12 protein-coding genes are annotated in these 16934 nt (G+C 53.1%); 7 read left to right on the forward strand and 5 right to left on the reverse strand.

Going from position 1 to position 16934, the window contains the following annotated elements; genetic code table 11:
• Nucleotides 1-44: 44 nt before the first annotated feature.
• The 6 genes from K7P01_RS25835 to K7P01_RS25860 all read left to right on the forward strand — a co-directional run bounded on the left by K7P01_RS25835 (nt 45) and on the right by K7P01_RS25860 (nt 4595).
• Entirely contained in the window at nt 45-761 is a 717-nt protein-coding gene (locus K7P01_RS25835) for a hypothetical protein (protein WP_267297489.1), read from the forward strand.
• Between the two features lie 263 nt (nt 762-1024).
• Nucleotides 1025-1648 (forward strand): Crp/Fnr family transcriptional regulator, encoded by a 624-nt coding sequence (locus K7P01_RS25840; protein WP_267297490.1) that lies wholly within the window; start codon nt 1025-1027, stop codon nt 1646-1648.
• A 70-nt stretch (nt 1649-1718) separates the two neighbouring features.
• A complete protein-coding gene (locus tag K7P01_RS25845) occupies nt 1719-2516 on the forward strand; it encodes a sulfite exporter TauE/SafE family protein (RefSeq protein WP_267297491.1) in 798 nt (265 codons plus the stop codon).
• Nucleotides 2517-2610: 94 nt separating this feature from the next.
• Nucleotides 2611-4023, forward strand: coding sequence for an MBL fold metallo-hydrolase (locus tag K7P01_RS25850; RefSeq protein WP_267297492.1), 1413 nt, complete (start codon nt 2611-2613; stop codon nt 4021-4023).
• A gap of 15 nt (nt 4024-4038) precedes the next feature.
• Complete coding sequence (locus tag K7P01_RS25855) at nt 4039-4359, forward strand: rhodanese-like domain-containing protein (protein ID WP_267297493.1); 321 nt, start codon at nt 4039-4041, stop codon at nt 4357-4359.
• 23 nt (nt 4360-4382) lie between these two features.
• Complete coding sequence (locus K7P01_RS25860) at nt 4383-4595, forward strand: DUF6132 family protein (RefSeq protein ID WP_267297494.1); 213 nt, start codon at nt 4383-4385, stop codon at nt 4593-4595.
• A 643-nt stretch (nt 4596-5238) separates the two neighbouring features.
• On the opposite strand, the gene K7P01_RS25865 is transcribed toward K7P01_RS25860, so the two are convergent.
• The 5 genes from K7P01_RS25865 to K7P01_RS25885 all read right to left on the reverse strand — a co-directional run bounded on the left by K7P01_RS25865 (nt 5239) and on the right by K7P01_RS25885 (nt 13290).
• The gene (locus tag K7P01_RS25865) at nt 5239-6024 is read right to left on the reverse strand and encodes a glycoside hydrolase family 16 protein (RefSeq protein ID WP_267297495.1); all 786 of its coding nucleotides are present in this window, start codon (nt 6022-6024) and stop codon (nt 5239-5241) included.
• A 32-nt stretch (nt 6025-6056) separates the two neighbouring features.
• Nucleotides 6057-7175 (reverse strand): glycoside hydrolase family 16 protein, encoded by a 1119-nt coding sequence (locus tag K7P01_RS25870; RefSeq protein ID WP_267297496.1) that lies wholly within the window; start codon nt 7173-7175, stop codon nt 6057-6059.
• Between the two features lie 77 nt (nt 7176-7252).
• Entirely contained in the window at nt 7253-8689 is a 1437-nt protein-coding gene (locus K7P01_RS25875) for a PKD domain-containing protein (protein ID WP_267297497.1), read from the reverse strand.
• Nucleotides 8690-8716: 27 nt separating this feature from the next.
• On the reverse strand, nt 8717-10201 hold the full coding sequence (locus K7P01_RS25880; RefSeq protein ID WP_267297498.1) for a RagB/SusD family nutrient uptake outer membrane protein: 1485 nt from the start codon (nt 10199-10201) through the stop codon (nt 8717-8719).
• Nucleotides 10202-10206: 5 nt separating this feature from the next.
• Nucleotides 10207-13290, reverse strand: coding sequence for a SusC/RagA family TonB-linked outer membrane protein (locus K7P01_RS25885; protein ID WP_267297499.1), 3084 nt, complete (start codon nt 13288-13290; stop codon nt 10207-10209).
• A 234-nt stretch (nt 13291-13524) separates the two neighbouring features.
• Here K7P01_RS25885 and K7P01_RS25890 point away from each other — a divergent pair, with 234 nt between their 5' ends.
• Nucleotides 13525-16482, forward strand: coding sequence for a triple tyrosine motif-containing protein (locus K7P01_RS25890; protein ID WP_267297500.1), 2958 nt, complete (start codon nt 13525-13527; stop codon nt 16480-16482).
• Nucleotides 16483-16934 lie beyond the last annotated feature (452 nt).

Here is a 16934-nt window from a genome sequence, read left to right on the forward strand (position 1 = left end):
TGTCGTAAGTTGCACCACGATCACGACAACTGAAAAGACCACTTATGAAAAATTTTGTAGCCCTGGTAGTGTGCCTGCTGGCCTTGCAGTATGCTTTCGCGCAGGACACCCCTGCCACCACCGAACAAACGACGCCGGCCACCACACCGGCTCAAACCACGCCACCACCTGCCACCACGGCCACCCCCACGGTTACCAAACCCCGCCAGGCCCCCGTGGCCGAACCGACCATCGATGAAGACGGCCCCATTACGCTGCGCGAGCGCTTCGCGATCATGAAAACCAAATCGCAAAACTACCGCGAGTATAAGGTGATCAAAGAAAGTGTTCTGGATGGTGTGTGGAAGATCATTCGCGACTCGATCTCCGCAAAAGATGCCGCGATCCGCAAAGCGAAACAAGACATTGCTGCCCTGAACGGGCAATTGGGGGGCGTGCAGGATAACCTGAAGCAAAAAGAGGCTTCCATGACAGAGATCCTGTATGACAGCACACACATCAGCGTGTTGGGAATCGATATGGAGAAAGGTACCTTCCTGACATTGATTGCGGTGCTCCTCGGCGCGCTGGCCGTTGTCGTGGGAACTGTCATTGGTCGTATGAAGCTGATGACTAAGACATTGCAAGAGAAAAAGCTGGCGGTGAACATGGTCACCAACGAGTACGAAGACTATAAGCGTAAGGCGATGGATAAGCAGACAAAGCTTTCGCGGGAGCTCCAGGATGAGCGGAATAAGCTTGCTGCGATTAATCGTTCCTGATTAGATATTACTTATTCACGAGAAAGAGCCAGGTTTCCCTGGCTCTTTGCATTTGGGAAATCACCAGCTTATCGCCTGCACATCTTAAATTACGGAGTGGCTACTGTACATTTCTTCCCGTCAACGTTAACTTGTCGGAAAGACAAGTGCATACATATTTATACCGACAGTCTATAATCGCGAAAAAAACGAAAGCACTTACAGTCATAGAAAATTTGTTACTTTTCGAGTAACTTATTACCCTAACGAAATTCCCGCCGGACATGTGCCTGGAGCAAATCTTCCCACAATTTGACACCGACCTCATTAAACACTTGGAGTCTATTGGAAACGTGGTAGTGTTTGAAGAAGGCGCCATGATGATGCGGCCGGGTCAATATTTTAAATATTCCTTGCTTATCCTGGACGGCCGGGTAAAACTCTATCGCGAAGGAGAAGACGGCGAGGAATTTTTCCTGTATTACCTCGAAAAAGGAAACGCGTGTGCGCTGTCCATGATCTGCGCCACCAAAAATGAAACCAGCGCCGTCAAGGCCAAAGCGGTAACGCCTGTAAAAGCGCTTACGATTCCCATTCAATATATGGACGGTCTTATGAAAGACCACCGGCAGTGGTATTATTTTGTGCTGGAAACATACCGGGCGCGTTTCAATGAATTGTTGGAGGTCATTGACCAGGTGGCATTCCACTCCATGGATCAGAAGCTGGAGTTCTATCTCAAGCGACAATTCGATTCCGTCGGTGGAAAGAATATTGTCGTCACCCACCAGGAAATAGCGGACGACCTGAACTCGTCCCGCGAGGTCATTTCCCGGTTGCTCAAAAAACTGGAAACACAGAAACGGATCTCCATTTCACGAAATGAGATTGTCCGCCTGAGTTTATAACGGGTTGTGTGAGTCCAGTCACGGACTGCCCTCTTTCTATCTCCGTACTTTACGGATAATTACAAAGAGGATGGAAAATTTTGCAGGATACATGGCTTCGGCATTGATCGGCGTTTCACTGGGCCTCATCGGGGGCGGAGGCTCTATCATCACCATTCCGGTGCTAGTTTATCTCTTCCACATCGAGCCCACGCTGGCCACAGCTTACTCGCTTTTTATTGTCGGTACCACTTCCATGGTCGGCGGCATACGCAGCACGTTGCTTAAAACCGTGGATTATAAAAGTGCGCTGCTCTTTTCGCTGCCATCGACCTTGGCTGTTTATCTGACAAGACACTTTCTACTTCCTCACATACCTGGCAACTTATTCTCGCTCGGAACCTTTACACTCACGCGGGACATTACGCTTATGCTCTTCTTCTCGGTCATCATGGTGTTGGCCGCAATCCGTATGATCCGCGACAAACAGCGTGAAGAGAAAGAGATAGTTCTGAGCGCAAGGCGGTTCGCCATCATCCTGTTTCAGGGGGGCATCGTCGGGATCATCACCGGTATTGTCGGTGCGGGCGGAGGTTTCCTGATCATTCCCGCACTTGTCCTGCTGGTGGGCCTGCCTATGAAAAAGGCCATTGGCACGTCACTGATCGTTATAGCCGTGAACTCTCTTGTCGGCTTTATAGGCGACATGCACTTGGTGCACGAGATCGATTTCCGGCTGATGATCATACTCTCCGTACTGGCGATCATGGGCGTCTTTGCGGGCATGTTCCTATCCAGGTTTATCGACGGCAAGAATCTCAAATCTGGGTTCGGCTGGTTTGCGCTGGCCATGGCTGTCTTTATTATCGTAAAAGAATTGGCGATATAAAGTTGTGAGCCATGTGACTTTTGTCACGGAAAGCGGGCTGCCCGGGTTCGTAACTTTGTGTCAGGATACAACAACGGGAATAAAACCATCAATCATGAAAATAGAACAGATTTATACCGGGTGCCTGGCACAAGGTGCCTATTACATCCGTTCCGGAAAAGAAGCGGTGATTATCGATCCGCTTCGTGAGGTCCAACCTTATATAGAAAAAGCGGAAGCCGAACAAGTGCAAATCAAGTATGTGCTGGAAACTCATTTTCATGCGGACTTTGTATCGGGGCATCTCGATTTGGCGGCCAGCACGGGTGCTACCATTGTTTACGGACCAACGGCTCAGCCCAAATTCAAGGCGCATATCGCCCGCGATGGTGAGGAATTGAAAGTGGGAAACATCACCATCAAGGTGCTGCATACCCCAGGACATACGATGGAGTCTACCTGTTATTTGCTCAAAGACGAGAACGGTGTGGATCACGCCCTCTTCAGCGGCGACACCTTGTTTCTCGGCGACGTGGGGCGGCCCGACCTCGCGCAAAAAGCCGCGCACCTGACCCAGGAAGAACTCGCCGGCTTGCTCTTTGACTCTCTGCGAAACAAGATCATGCCTTTGGCTGACCAGGTCATCGTCTACCCTGCTCATGGTGCAGGATCAGCGTGCGGCAAGAATATGATGAAAGAAACCGTGGATACACTGGGCAACCAAAAAAAGGTAAACTATGCGCTGCGCGCCAGTATGACCCGCGACGAGTTTATCAAAGAAGTGACTGCCGGTCTGCTGCCGCCGCCGTCATACTTTCCTGAAAACGTAAAGATGAATAAGGAAGGTTACGAAAGCATAGACACTGTTTTGAACAAAGGCATGCGTGCCCTTTCGGCCGAAGCTTTTGAACTGACGGCCAACGAAACCGGTGCGCTGGTGCTGGACACGCGCGATGCTCAGGTCTTTGCGAGTGGGTTCATTCCCAGGTCGATTAATATCGGCATTGACGGAAGTTTTGCGCCGTGGGTAGGTGCCATCATCCCGGGTACGCAGCAGCCGCTGCTGATCGTGGCTGACAAAGGCCGCGAAGAAGAAGTGATTACCCGCTTGGCCCGCGTGGGTTTTGATCATGCGATCGGCTACCTGAACGGCGGATTCCAAACCTGGCGCGATGCCGGCAAGGAAATCGACCTGGTCGACACAATCTCCGCCGCCGAGTTTGCCGGGCGGTTTAAGGAGCAAAAACTATACGTCATCGACGTGCGTAAGCCCGGAGAGTATCAAGCCGAGCACATCGAAGGAGCCGCAAATGTGCCGCTCGACTACATCAACCAGCACCTCGCCGAGATCCCGAAGACCGGCGACGTCTACCTGCATTGCGCCGGAGGGTATCGCTCGATGATCGCCGCTTCCATCCTCAAAGCACGTGGCTGGAACAACCTCACAGACGTACAGGGCGGATTAAAAGCCATCGCCGCAACGGCCGTGCCGCGTACCGATTTCGCCTGCACAAAATCAACTAAGTAAAGACTGAATACCGATATGAAAACAATCAACACATACGAAGATCTGGGCAGCATTGCGTTTCAACAGAGACTAAAGGAAACCCCGGGAGCCGTACTGCTGGATGTGCGTACACCGGAAGAATTTCAGGAAGGCCGCATTCCGGGCTCGGTCAACATAGATGTGACCGACATTACCTTTCCTGAACGCGTAAATTCGTTGGATAAAAGTAAAACTTACTTTGTGTATTGCAGGAGCGGCGGCAGAAGCCAACACGCGTGCTCGAGCATGAACAGGCTTGGGCTCACTGTCGTCAACCTGGCCGGCGGCATCCTGAGATGGACCGGAGAAGTGATCTGAAAGACAAAACTATAAATAATACGATGATGAAGCATTGGATCATCCTGGCTACAGGTATAGTGATCGGGGGACTGGGCGGCTTCCTGTACTGGTATTATATAGGCTGCCTCAGCGGCACCTGCGCTATCACCTCTTCACCCATCAACAGTACGATTTACGGAGGTGTAATGGGTGCGCTGTTGGTTAATATGTTCAAGCCCTCCGATAAAAAGAAAACACAAAACGATCATCCATAGCGAAGCCCATCGACGTGGTATCCAAGACAGGGCGGCCGTTGTGCCGCCCTTTTTTTTGCATTGCGCGGATGCCATTACACAGAAAAAGTTTAAAAAAAATCCGAGCGTGACCCAAGTCACAGTGTGTCACCGAATGGCAGCATGGCCATCGGCACCTTCTCCCCTAATGGACCCACCAAATGCAGTGGCCTCGAAATCAAACAATGCACGGAAGAAACGCTGTACCAGACACTACGCCAGCACTTCCAAAAAATCCGCTGTATAACCGAAGATCATACTACGCCCTTCAATACAATCCAAAACTTTCTCTTTTGCAGCTTTCGGAAAGTGGCATCTTTCACCTCATTTCATGACAAAAGAGGCTTTTAACTATCTTTGATATAAGAAGTTGTTTTTAAAAGACGGTAAATGAGATCAATCCGAAGGTAAGCCAATTCGGTTACATGGTCGGGCCGTCGAAGATGAACGGAATAAGCTTGCGGCGATCAATCGCTCATAGTTCAATAGTGCGTATTAACGAGAAAGAGCCAGGTTTCCCTGGCTCTTTGCATTTGGGTATTGATTGGACGGTTAATTTATATTGGATTCGCCCCCTACGGGGGCACCCGTAAAGGCCACTCTCGCTCGCCACACGCACACTGTTCTACTGGTAAATGCGGACGTAGTCAACTTCCATGCGTTGCGGCCAAATAGTGGTGTCGATGCCTTCTTTGCCGCCCCAGTTACCGCCGACGGCGAGGTTCATCAGCAGATGGAACCGCTCGTCAAAGGGCCAGCCTTTGTAGTCGTCTTTTGGTTCGCGTACGACGGTGTGGTACAACGTATCGTCTACGTAGAAGTCGATCTTGTCTTTGGCCCAGTCAATGGCATAGCGGTGGAAAGTATCCTGCGCGTCGGCGATGGTGATCTTGCCCTCCTTTTGCGTTTGTTTGCCATGATTGTATAATTCGCAATGGATGGTGCCGTGGATCACGGCAGGGTCATAGCCTACGTGCTCCATGATGTCGATCTCGCCGCTGGCAGGCCAACCGCCATATTTCCAGTCGGTAGGCAGCATCCAGATGGCAGGCCATGTGCCCCGCCCGCGCGGCAGACGTGCACTGACTTCAACGCGACCATGAGTCCAGTCGCCTTTCGTTTTGGAGACCAACCGTGCGGACGAGTATGGCACACCTTCGATGGAGTCCTGGTGCGCCTCGATGATGAGCTTGCCGTTCTCCACGCGAGCGTTACGCGCGTCGCGGGTATAGTACTGTTTTTCGTTATTCCCCCAACCGTTGGCGTTGCCCAGGTCATAGCCCCACCGGGTAGTGTCGGGCACCCCCGTGGTGTCGAATTCGTCCGACCACACCAGTGCACGGGTTGTTTTCTCCCTGCACGCGCCTGTTAACAACAGGGCGCAGAGCATTATCCTCCAGGTAAAATACATAGTCTTTTTTTACGTTATGCCGACGCGCGGCGTCAGGGTTTTTGTTGAAATACACGCACGTAGTCTACGATCATGCGTTGAGGAAAGAGGGTCGTACCGTCCGGGCTACCCGGCCAGCGACCGCCTACAGCCACGTTGAAAATGAAGAAGAACTCTTTTTGGAATTCGCTCAGCCCCTCGGGCGTGGTATCAATGACGTTGAATTGCTTATCGTCTACATACCAGGTAATGGTCTGCGGAGTCCATACCATGGAGTACACATGGAATTCATCGGCATAAGTGCCACTTGCCAGGGTGGTGTGTTTGGTATAACTGGCGTATTCACCGGCGGCATCCCAGTGCACAGTGCCGTGTACAGTGTTCTCCCGGCCTGCGCCACCGACCATTTCCATGATGTCGATCTCGCCACATTTCGGCCAGGTGTCGGTTTGATAGTTTGCGCCCAGCATCCACAACGCCGGCCACAGCCCCTGCCCTTTCGGCAACACGGCGCGTATGTCGACACGCCCGTAGCGGAACTCCTGCTTGCCGGCAGTAACAATTCGCGACGAAGTATACTGGCTGCCCTGGAAGGTTTCCTTTTTTGCGGTGATGATAAGTTTGCCCTCGGTCAACGAAGTGTTTTCAGAACGATAGTATTGCAACTCGTTGTTTCCCCAGCCGTCCTGACCGGTACCGGTCTCAAAGGTCCAGTCCGCTGTGTTCAGCGCGGTGCCGCTAAACTCGTCCTGCCACACCAGGTCCATGCCTGCATAAGTGGCCGGCGTTTCATACCCCTTGGTCGGTATGACCAGGTCGCCGCTAAGGGTGACGGAAACATCTCTGCTTTCGGTTGTAAATGCTTGGTCGGTTGTGTGTGCTTGTACCTTGATGGTATAGTTACCTGACTTGGAGTAAGTATGCGTCGCTTTTCCATCCGTGCTTCTCACCGGCGTTTCATTTGCCGCCTCGCCAAAGTAAATGTTATAAAAGTTAACGGCAGTGGCTTTTGCCTGCACGGTAACCTCTGCCGGATTGGTGACGCTGATGGTTACGTCTATCGACTGAATCTCCGGATACAGGACGACGCCATCGTCACTATCTTTGCTGCAGCCGATCATGCCGAGCAGAGCCAGGTATATAAATGCAAAGGACATAGTGTGCTTCTTCATACAATACAGGTTAAGAAATCAAAACTACTCCGGAGGATGCTCATTCCAAACACCCTCCGGGAAGTATACGCCCTGGCCTATTCGGCTGCGGGCAACAGCACAAAATCGTCGATAAAGAAGATGCCGCCGGTATAGATGCCTTCGCCGCCCATTTGGATAACGATGGTATTATAGGTCGTATTGGCTGACGCGCTGCTGAAGTCGAACGTAAGCTCCACCCACTCGTTCAGCGGCAGATCTTTGTGCAGCACCTCGGTTTGGGTCCTGAACGCCTCGGCTTCGTCGCGGTTCTGCAGTTTTACAGATGCATAACGTTGCAGTGTCTTATACGTCTGCCAGGACTCGCCACCTTCCGTCGTATAGTCGTTATAGCTCGGGATAAACACTTTCATTTTGAACACATGGCGCTCGCGCAAATCCATTTTGTACGGCAATTGGATCTGTACATTCGAGAACGCGCCACCTCCACCGGGAGCTTTCACATACTTACCCACCTTAGCCGATGTATTGATCGGTACTGGCGCGGGATTGTCATAGGTGGCTATCGAGCCGTTTGAGTTCGGCGTAAAGGTAATATTGCCGCTGCCGTCGAAGTCGGTAAAGATATCTTCAATCTTGTACGGTGGCGGGGGCGGCGGGTTGCGCACGAAACCTTTGCGGATGAACCGCTGGTACCAGGCGTTGCCTGCCTCGCCTTCTTGTATGGAGCGTATGTATAGCTCGTCTGGTGTGATGGAAAGAATCTCGTATACAGGCGCTCTTCCGGAATAGTAACCGATAAAGCCGCCACCGCCGATGGTGAGGTACCACTTGCCATTGCTTTCCGAGAGTGACCAGGTTTGGGGACCTGGATTATAGGGTGCTATAAAGTCGTTGCCGTTCGGCTCTTTAACCGCCCCTGCAAAGGCGCCACCAAAGCCTGCGTTGACATAGACGTCGCCATTGGTATGGTAAAGCAGCTCCGAGCCTTTCAGCTTAAAGTTGATCGAGTCGTCGTACATGCCAAGTCCGTCCTTGGCATTAGGAGGTGCTGCATACCATTCCGGCCAGGTACCCGCGGCGGGACCGATGCCCATGTGGCCGGCAGTACCTTTGTCCATCACCCAGGTTTTACCGTTGATCGCCGTCAGGCCGCCGGTCAGGAAATTATATTCATCTACGTCGAGCAGTGTCGGATCGTCTTGTGCGATTTCGATAGACTGCGTCGTCGTAACACTTCCGCCCGAGGTATAGGCTGTCATCGTTACCTGGTAGGTGCCTTTGAACGGATAGCTGGCCGTTACGGCATCTCCTTCGCCAGCGCTGCCATTGCCAAAGCTCCAGCGTTTGAGGAAGGGCGACGAGGTGCTCGAGAAGTTGACGACGTTGGGCTGGTCTGCCTTCGGCGTGACGCTGAATGTAGCGTCGGCCACGGTGGGCGCTTCGCCCAGTTCCGGATCGTCATCTTCACACGCGGTCAGGATCGACACCAGGCTACAGCACAGCAGGGCGAAGTATAAAAATCTCTTTTTCATATCCATGGTTATTCGGATGTAGGTGAATTAATACTTAGGGTTTTGCAGCCAACCGGCGCCGGCCAGGTCGATCTCGCTTTGCGGGATGGGGAACACTTCGTGTTTACCTACCTCAAAGCCATCGATCACGTCTGCGGCTCTGCCGGTGCGAACCAGGTCAAAGAAACGCAGGCCTTCGCCGGCCAGCTCGACGCGACGCTCGCGGTAGATCGCTTCGGTCAATGCGGTGCTGCTGAGATTCAACGCGGGCATGTTCACGCTGGGGCGTGTGCGTACGCGGTTGAGGTACTGCAACGCCAGTCCATCGTTAGGTGACGGCTTGCGGTTGTGCGCTTCGGCGGCCATGAGCAGCACGTCGGCAAAGCGTATAACCTTATGGTTGACGGGGCTCGTCAGGTCATTGTCACCGAGACCCAATTCATCCTGACGCTTCAGGTATTTTTTATTGTAGTAGCCTGTGTGGCCACCCGCCCCCTTAACATATTTAATCGCAGTGGGGTCTTCTTGTGCGGCGATAAAGGCGTCAACATCCAGGATAGAGGCATCCCGGCGCGGATCGTCTGATTCGAAGGCATTATAGAGGTCCTCGGTGGGCAGGTTGTAGCTATTGCCATCGGCGTATACGGGGCCGTCATAGCCGCGGATGCCATGAAATCCTACCGCTGCAAAACCTTCGAGGCATACAAAACATCCATAGCTCCCGCCTTCGTTGCCAACATACTCGATGTCAAACACGGTCTCTTTGCTGCCTTCGTTGGCCACACGGAACATGGTTTCGAAATTATTGAACAGGTCATACCCGCCATCGTTGATGACCTGATCGAGCGTAGCAGCGGCTTCGGTAAACTTGTTCTGGTAGAGGTATACTTTTCCCAGCAGGGCCAGTGCGGCGCCTTTGGTGATACGGCCTTTTACGGGCGAGGTCCATTCGAGCGCGTCGGCAGCAGCTTGCAGGTCTTTTTCAATCTGGGCGTATACTTCTGTGACCGGAGTGCGTACCTGGGATGATACGTCACCGGGCGGCAGTTGACGGTCTACAATGAGCGGCACGGCGCCAAAGAATTTTACCAGCTCGAAGTAGTAGTAGCCCCGCAGAAACGAAGCTTCGCCCATGATGCGGGCTTTGTCATCGAACTCCAGTTTGTTGCGATTCTCGAAGATATAGTTGGTGCGTGTCACCCCGGCGTACATCCAACGCCATAGGCTGCGCAACTCGTTGTTAACGCCGCCATGGGTCATGGCATCAATTTGATGCAGGCCTTCTGTGTCGGTTACGCCTTCGCCCCCGGCGATGGAGTTGTCCGACGCGATCTCGCCGATCCATAAGTCAAGGTACGAAGTCTGCATGAGATCATAAGCACCTGTCAATGCCTGCTGGTAGTCACCCGGTGTGCGGAAAAAATTGTCGGCACTCCTGGTATATTGTGGGTCTACGTTTACGAAGTTGTCGCAGCTTACGGCTGCCAGCAACCCACAGACGAATAGTGTCCCTATTTTCAATGTCTTCTTCATACTGTTTAAAAGGTTAGGTTCAAGCCGCCCATGATACTCTTCGCCTGCGGATAAAATCCAAGGTCAATGCCAGTCTCGTTGGGATTGTAGGCCGAGAAGTCTGGGTCGAAGCCTTTGTACTTCGTGAACGTCAATAAATTATTTGCTGCTACGTATACCCGCAGGCGGGTGGCGCCGATGCGCTCTACAATGGACCGGGGCAACGTGTAGCCCAGTTGCACATTTTTGAGGCGTACAAACGACCCATCTTCTACGTAAAAATCAGAGATGACGTTGTTACGTGTTGCTTCGGTTGTGAGACGCGGGTATTCGTTTGTGCTGCCGGGGCCCGTCCAGCGGCCGCGGTTGTAAGCCAGCATGTTTGCCATCGGCAGTTGACGCTCGTAGTTCCGTAAGATCTCATTGCCCACGGAGGCATAGAGGGTTGCGGCGAAGTCAATGCCTTTGAAGTTCAGGCCGACGTTAAGTCCCATGATAGCATCGGGTATCGGTGAGCCGATGCGAGTCTTGTCGCTGTTGTCGCTGAAGTTAATGGCCGTTGAACCGTCGCGGTCTACAAACCGCAGGTCGCCGGGCGACGCGCCGGGCTGGGAGACACCACGTTCATCGATCTCCGCCTGCGTCTGATAAATGCCATCGGTCTCATAGCCGAAGAAATAGCCCATGGGATATCCTACCTGCATGCGTGTAGCACTCGATCCCCCTACGCTAAACGAGCCAAACGAGAAGAAGTCGACGCCGGGAGGCAGCGCTGTCACTTCGTTGTGAATGGTGGTGATGTTATACCCAATATTGAAACGCAGGCCTTGCGCCAGCTCGGTGTGGTAGTCGATGCGGAACTCGAGGCCACGGTTGCGTACCTCACCACCGTTGATGATGGGCGGCGAGCTGCCGGCGCCATAGGCACCGACAAGGGCGGAGATATCGGGCTGGAAGAGCAGGTCTTTGGTGGTCTTGACGTAGTAGTCGGCGGTGATGCTGACTTTGTCTTGTAAGATGTTCAGGTCAACACCGAAGTTTGCCTGACGGGTTGTCTCCCATTTCAGATCGCGGTTACCGATTTTACCCAGGGCCACGCCGTTGGTCAACACGTTGTCAAACGGATATACTCCCTCACCATCGAGCAATGGCAGGAAGCCGTTGGCGAGGATCTTATCGTTACCGGATACGCCGTAGCTGGCGCGTAGCTTCATGAACTGGATGGCATTGGTTTGGAAGAAAGATTCTTCTGACATCACCCAGGCACCGGACACGGCAGGGAAATAACCAAAGCGGTTGTTGGCGCCAAAGGCTGTTGAACCGTCGCGACGAATAGAGGCCGACAATAAATACTTGCTGCCATAGCCATACTCGGCGCGCGCGAATTGCGACAACAAGCGATTACGTCCTTGCCAGGAAGATGTATTGTTGAGATAGTTCGCGCTTTCCGTGGCCGAGATATCGGCAAAGTCGTTAGAATTATACGGTACGTTATACCCCGTGCCGGTCAGGCTGCGATTATCATAGCCCAACATGGACGTACCCAGTGTGGCCTTGACCTTGTGTACACCGCCAAAAGTACGATCGTAGTTGAGAAATGCTTCGAAGTTATAGTTGAAGTACGTGGTGCGTGTTTCGCGTACGTTGTTGTATACGGGAATGGAAAGGTCGTCTGAGATCTTTGTCAGGTTGGGTTCAAGCGCCGCGTTGGCGGCGGTGTTCTGCGCCTTGTTGAGCCCGTAGAATACCAACGGGTTGAATTGCTTTTCGTCTACCAGCGCATAGTTATACCCGGCGCGGCCTGTCACCTGGAAGTTGTCGTTGATCTTGTAGTTTATCTCTTGTTTACCGACCACCTTGTTGGTTGTACTCCGGTTAAACGTGTTCGCCATTTGCGCCAGCGGGTTGATCACTTCCGAAACATCTTCCAGGAATGCATAGCTCCCATCTTCTCTGTAGGGACTGGCCGCGGGGTTGGCGTTGATGGTGTTGAAAAGCACCGAACCGATGCCCATTTCCGGCAGCATGTCACGGCGTTCGTTCGTGAATAATAATACATTTTCCCAGGTGACCTTAGGCAGGATGTCTACTGCAAAGTTCACGCGTGCATTGTAGCGGCGGTAGCCGGATTTCTGGCCACCGACAATGCCTTGCTGGTCGAGGTATGAACCACCGATGGCGTAGCGGCTTTTATCTGAACCGCCGGAGATGGTGAGGTTATAGTTCTGAATGGGTGCGTCCTCAAAGACCTCTTTCTGCCAGTCTGTGCCTTTGCCGAGGTTAGGGTTAGCGAATGGCGGGGTGCCGCCACCGGACGCGTAGGTTTCGTTTTTCAATACGGCATATTCGTGGGCGTCGAGCAGGTCGAGCTTTTTGGTGGTTTGCTGCACGCCGTAGTACCCTGAAAAATCTATGGTGGGTTTGGCGTTCTTCTTGCCTTTCTTGGTGGTGATGAGAATAACCCCGTTGGCAGCACGGACGCCATAGATGCCGGCGGTACCGTCTTTCAACACGTTGATGGATTCGACATCCGACGGGTTGAGTGAGGCCAGGCCTTCCTCATCGAAGGGTACGTCGTCTACGAGGATCAGAGGCGTGTTATCGCCGTTGGTCGTAAATCCGCGGACGCGGATGTTGAGGCCTGCACCGGGTGATCCCGACGCCGCGGAGATTTGTACGCCGGCTGCCTGCCCTTGCAGGGCTTGTTCGATCCTTACGGGATTGAGAGCGGTAAGCTCATCTCCTTTTACTACCGCCACGGAACCAGTCAGCTCCTTTACGGTGGACGTGCCGTAGCCGATCACCACCACTTCGTCGAGGCTGGTAACATCGGGCAGGAGCTTCACCGTCACGTTCGACTGACCGTTCAGCGTGAGCTCCTGGGACGTGTACCCGATAAAGCTGATCTGTAGTGTTGCATCCACGGGGGCGTTGTCGATGCGGAATTCGCCGGTTGCGTCGGTCACCGTACCCAGGGTAGTTCCTTTTAGCAGGATGTTTACCCCTGGCAGCGGCTGGTCATTTTCGTCTGTCACACGGCCTCGTACGGGGCTCTGCCCGTACCCGACCAGCGACAGCATCAGTAAGAGCGCCAGTAAATTTGCTTTCATGCGTTAATTGTTGTTTGGTTTAGTATTCGGTGCACCGCTGCCGGATTGGGACCGGAAACGTTTGAATGCGTGCTACAAACATTGGGAAACAACCGTTTGCATTCAACTTAACTACCCCAACATAACTACATCACCCCGCATTTTTGACTACATCAAAACTACATCAGATCGGTACAAACATTAATTTTCGATGGATTTCAAACGTTTTTGGAGGTAGATTTGACTACTACTTCCATGAGACCTAACCTCATCAGCGCCCAAAAAAGCACCGCAATACGCGGATGGAGAGCCATTGCCGGGCTTCTCTTTATATTATTGGCACACACGGCACACCCACAGGCGCAGTCACCCTTCTCCGGTCTGCCCTTCACCCGCAACTTTCAGCCGGGGGATTACCGCGGCGGGATCCAGAACTGGGCGATTGCCCAAAACCGGTTGGGTCTGATCTACATCGCCAACAACTTCGGCCTGCTGGAGTTTGACGGCGACCAATGGCAGACGTACGGGGTGCGTAACGGCACGAAAGTGCGGAGCGTGGCCATCGATGCGCGCGGACGGATCTATGTGGGGGGACAAGGTGACTTCGGCTTTTTCTTTCCCAACCAGCAAGGTCAGTTGGTGTACACCTCGTTGGCCGACAGCCTGGCGCCCGAGCATCGCAACTTTGACGAAGCCTGGAGCGTGTACCTGGACAAAGAGAAGGTTTACTTCTGCACGTTCTCCAACATCTACTGCTACGACCAAAAGACATTTCAGGTCATACGCCCCGCGACCCCGGCGGGGATAGACCATTCTTATCTCCTCAACCGGCAACTCTATGTCAACCAGCCGGACATCGGCCTGGGCGTTCTGGAAAACACCCGCATCCGGGTGATCAAGGGCGGTGAGTTCTTCCGCGACAAAAGCGTGGCCGCGGTCCTGCCCCTGCATGACAACCAGGTGCTGGTCACAACCTTTCAACATGGCATTTACCGCCTGGCGGACGGCATCGTCACAGCCTGGAACGCGCCGTTGCAGGCATTTCTGAAAGAGTCGATTGTCAACTGCATGATCCGGCTGCGCAACGGCAACTTCGCCGTAGGCACCCAGAATAACGGCTTGCTGGTGTTGGACGCGAACGGCGACCTGCTCATGCAGCTCACGACGGGGCGCGGCATTGAAAACCCAACGGTGCTGAGCATTTATGAAGACGACCTGAGCAACCTTTGGATTGGCCAGAACAATGGGCTGGCGTATGTCGAGCTGGGATCACCCTTCACCCTGATCAACAATCAAACCGGCCTGCCCGGCTCGGGCTACGCGGCATACCTGCACGACAACACACTGTATGCCGGCACGAGCACAGGCGTTTACCAACGCGAGTCCCAAAAGGGAGGCAGCTTCCGGCTGGTAAAAAACTCCCGCGGCCAGGTATATCACCTGGGGGAATATGGCGGAGCGCTGCTCGCAGGCCACCACAATGGGGCTATGCGCATTGACGGCGATGGCTGTACGCGGCTTTCGTATGAACCGGGATCGTGGGTATTTCTGGGAATGAAAGATCACCCCACGATGTTGGTCGAAGGGGTATATTCGGGCCTGCAGGTGTACGACCGTAAGAATGGACAATGGTCGTGGCGAAAGAAGCTCGCGGGCTTTGGTGAGTCGTCGCGGATCATGGCCGAAGACCCTTCCGGCGACTTGTGGGTGACGCACGGCTACAAGGGTGCTTATCGCATTACCTTCTCTCCTACCCTGGACAGCATTCGCCGCGTGGCCTTTTACGGCGCGGACAAAGGCTTTCCTTCAAACCTGCTCATCAACGTATACAACGTACGCAACGAGCTGCTGTTTACGAGCACCAGCGGCGTGTACCGCTACGATGCAGGCACGGACCGCTTTGTACCCGATGACTTCTTTTCCAAACGGCTGGGCAGCACTGACCAGCTGTGGTTTGTACGCGAGGATGCGCTCGGCAATATGTATTTTGTAAGCCGCGATCACATTGGCGTCTTCCGCAAGAATTCGCTGGGTGAGTATACGCTGGAGGAGAATCTCTTTCGTAAGATCCGCAAGTATCTTAACGATGACCTGGTGAACATTGCCATTCTTCGCAACAACGAAGTATTGTTTGGCGCCAAGGACGGCTTTATTCATTACGACCCGACGATGAAGCCGGTGAAGGCGCCGGTCTTTCAGACACTGATCCGCCAGGTCTCGACCACGACCACGCATGGCGACTCGGTTCTTTTTTACGGCAACCACAGTGTGCGCGATTCGATCTCTGATCAGCAACAGACCTGGTGGCCAGAGCTGCCATACCGTAGTAATGCGCTGCACTTTACGTATGCGGCTACATCGTACGAAGGCAACGCGAACCTGGTCTTCCAATATTACCTGGAGAACTTCGAAAAAGACTGGTCGGAATGGAGTACCAAAACGCAGAAGGAATATACCAATCTGAAAGAAGGCAGCTATACTTTTCACGTGCGGGCGCGCAACGTGAGCGGGGAGGTAAGCCGGGAGGCCCGGTATACATTTGTGATCCTTCCGCCGTGGTACCGGTCAGTATGGGCGTATTCAATCTATGGACTGTCGGTGCTCGCGTTGCTGTTCGCGGCCTTTAACGTGCTCGATCGCAAATATCAACGCGCGCAACAACGCATGGTGGTGGAACAGGAGAAGGAATTGAGCGCCCGTGATAACGAGCTGGTGAAGCTTTCGCGCCAGTCGCAGGAGGAGATCAACCGCCTGCAGCACGAGAAGCTGGAATCGGAGCTGCAGCATATGAACAATGAGCTGGGAACGGCGACGATGCACCTCCTGAATAAGAACGAGTTTATTACTTCGATTAAGAGCAACCTGACGTCTATTATTAAAAAGAATCCGCAGGACGATGTAAAGAAAGAGCTCGCGCAGATCACACGTGACATCGAGCAGAACATTTCGGCAGACGCAGACTGGGAGCATTTTCAATTTCACTTCGACCGCGTGCACGGCGATTTTACGACGCGATTTAAAGGAGCGTTTCCGGGCCTGAGTCCGCAGGAGATTAAGTTGAGTGCTTATTTACGGATGAACCTTTCTACGAAGGAGATTGCGCAGTTGCTCAATATTTCTGTGCGGGGAGTGGAAATCAGTCGGTATAGGTTAAGGAAGAAGTTGTTATTAGATCGGAATCAGAACCTACAAGACTTCATTTTGAATTTTTAGGGGGACTCATTCGATCTGTGCGTTGGTGTAGGCGGGCTTCCCGCCTTTAGACATTACGACAATACGGTGTCTGTGGGGTGGCCTCATGGTGCCAATTTGACCTGTGCTCCCCACTACCTGATTTCGGGCCTGCCCCAGGGATGTTCTACTCTACTATAGCGTAGATCATCCGTGGTTCATCCGTGGAACATCTATGGAGCAACCCTGTGGCAGACTCGAAGGATCCCCGGCGAAGAATGCCTTTTTTTCGTCCCGGCTCCGCCTCATCGCGCAACTCCTTCCGACCTCTTTGGACCTCCAAATTCGATATTTTCAAACCAACGAAATTTATTTCAAAACAACCTGTTAAACCTGATCCAACAGGTAACTAACACGTGATTATCAAAAAAACACTCCATGGCACGAGCCTCCGCCCCGAGACGGGGCTACGACTCGCCAGGTGCCGTGTTTTT

This window comes from Parachryseolinea silvisoli (assembly GCF_021190955.1).
Lineage (GTDB): Bacteria > Bacteroidota > Bacteroidia > Cytophagales > Cyclobacteriaceae > Ohtaekwangia > Ohtaekwangia silvisoli.

Bases quoted from the DNA above. Each gene is read 5' to 3' on its own strand.
- K7P01_RS25865 (WP_267297495.1), bottom strand. From the start codon at position 6,024: ATGTATTTTACCTGGAGGATAATGCTCTGCGCCCTGTTGTTAACAGGC.
- K7P01_RS25885 (WP_267297499.1), bottom strand. From the start codon at position 13,290: ATGAAAGCAAATTTACTGGCGCTCTTACTGATGCTGTCGCTGGTCGGG.
- K7P01_RS25850 (WP_267297492.1), top strand. From the start codon at position 2,611: ATGAAAATAGAACAGATTTATACCGGGTGCCTGGCACAAGGTGCCTAT.
- K7P01_RS25855 (WP_267297493.1), top strand. From the start codon at position 4,039: ATGAAAACAATCAACACATACGAAGATCTGGGCAGCATTGCGTTTCAA.
- K7P01_RS25880 (WP_267297498.1), bottom strand. From the start codon at position 10,201: ATGAAGAAGACATTGAAAATAGGGACACTATTCGTCTGTGGGTTGCTG.
- K7P01_RS25860 (WP_267297494.1), top strand. From the start codon at position 4,383: ATGATGAAGCATTGGATCATCCTGGCTACAGGTATAGTGATCGGGGGA.
- K7P01_RS25845 (WP_267297491.1), top strand. From the start codon at position 1,719: ATGGAAAATTTTGCAGGATACATGGCTTCGGCATTGATCGGCGTTTCA.
- K7P01_RS25840 (WP_267297490.1), top strand. From the start codon at position 1,025: ATGTGCCTGGAGCAAATCTTCCCACAATTTGACACCGACCTCATTAAA.
- K7P01_RS25890 (WP_267297500.1), top strand. From the start codon at position 13,525: ATGAGACCTAACCTCATCAGCGCCCAAAAAAGCACCGCAATACGCGGA.
- K7P01_RS25835 (WP_267297489.1), top strand. From the start codon at position 45: ATGAAAAATTTTGTAGCCCTGGTAGTGTGCCTGCTGGCCTTGCAGTAT.
- K7P01_RS25875 (WP_267297497.1), bottom strand. From the start codon at position 8,689: ATGAAAAAGAGATTTTTATACTTCGCCCTGCTGTGCTGTAGCCTGGTG.
- K7P01_RS25870 (WP_267297496.1), bottom strand. From the start codon at position 7,175: ATGAAGAAGCACACTATGTCCTTTGCATTTATATACCTGGCTCTGCTC.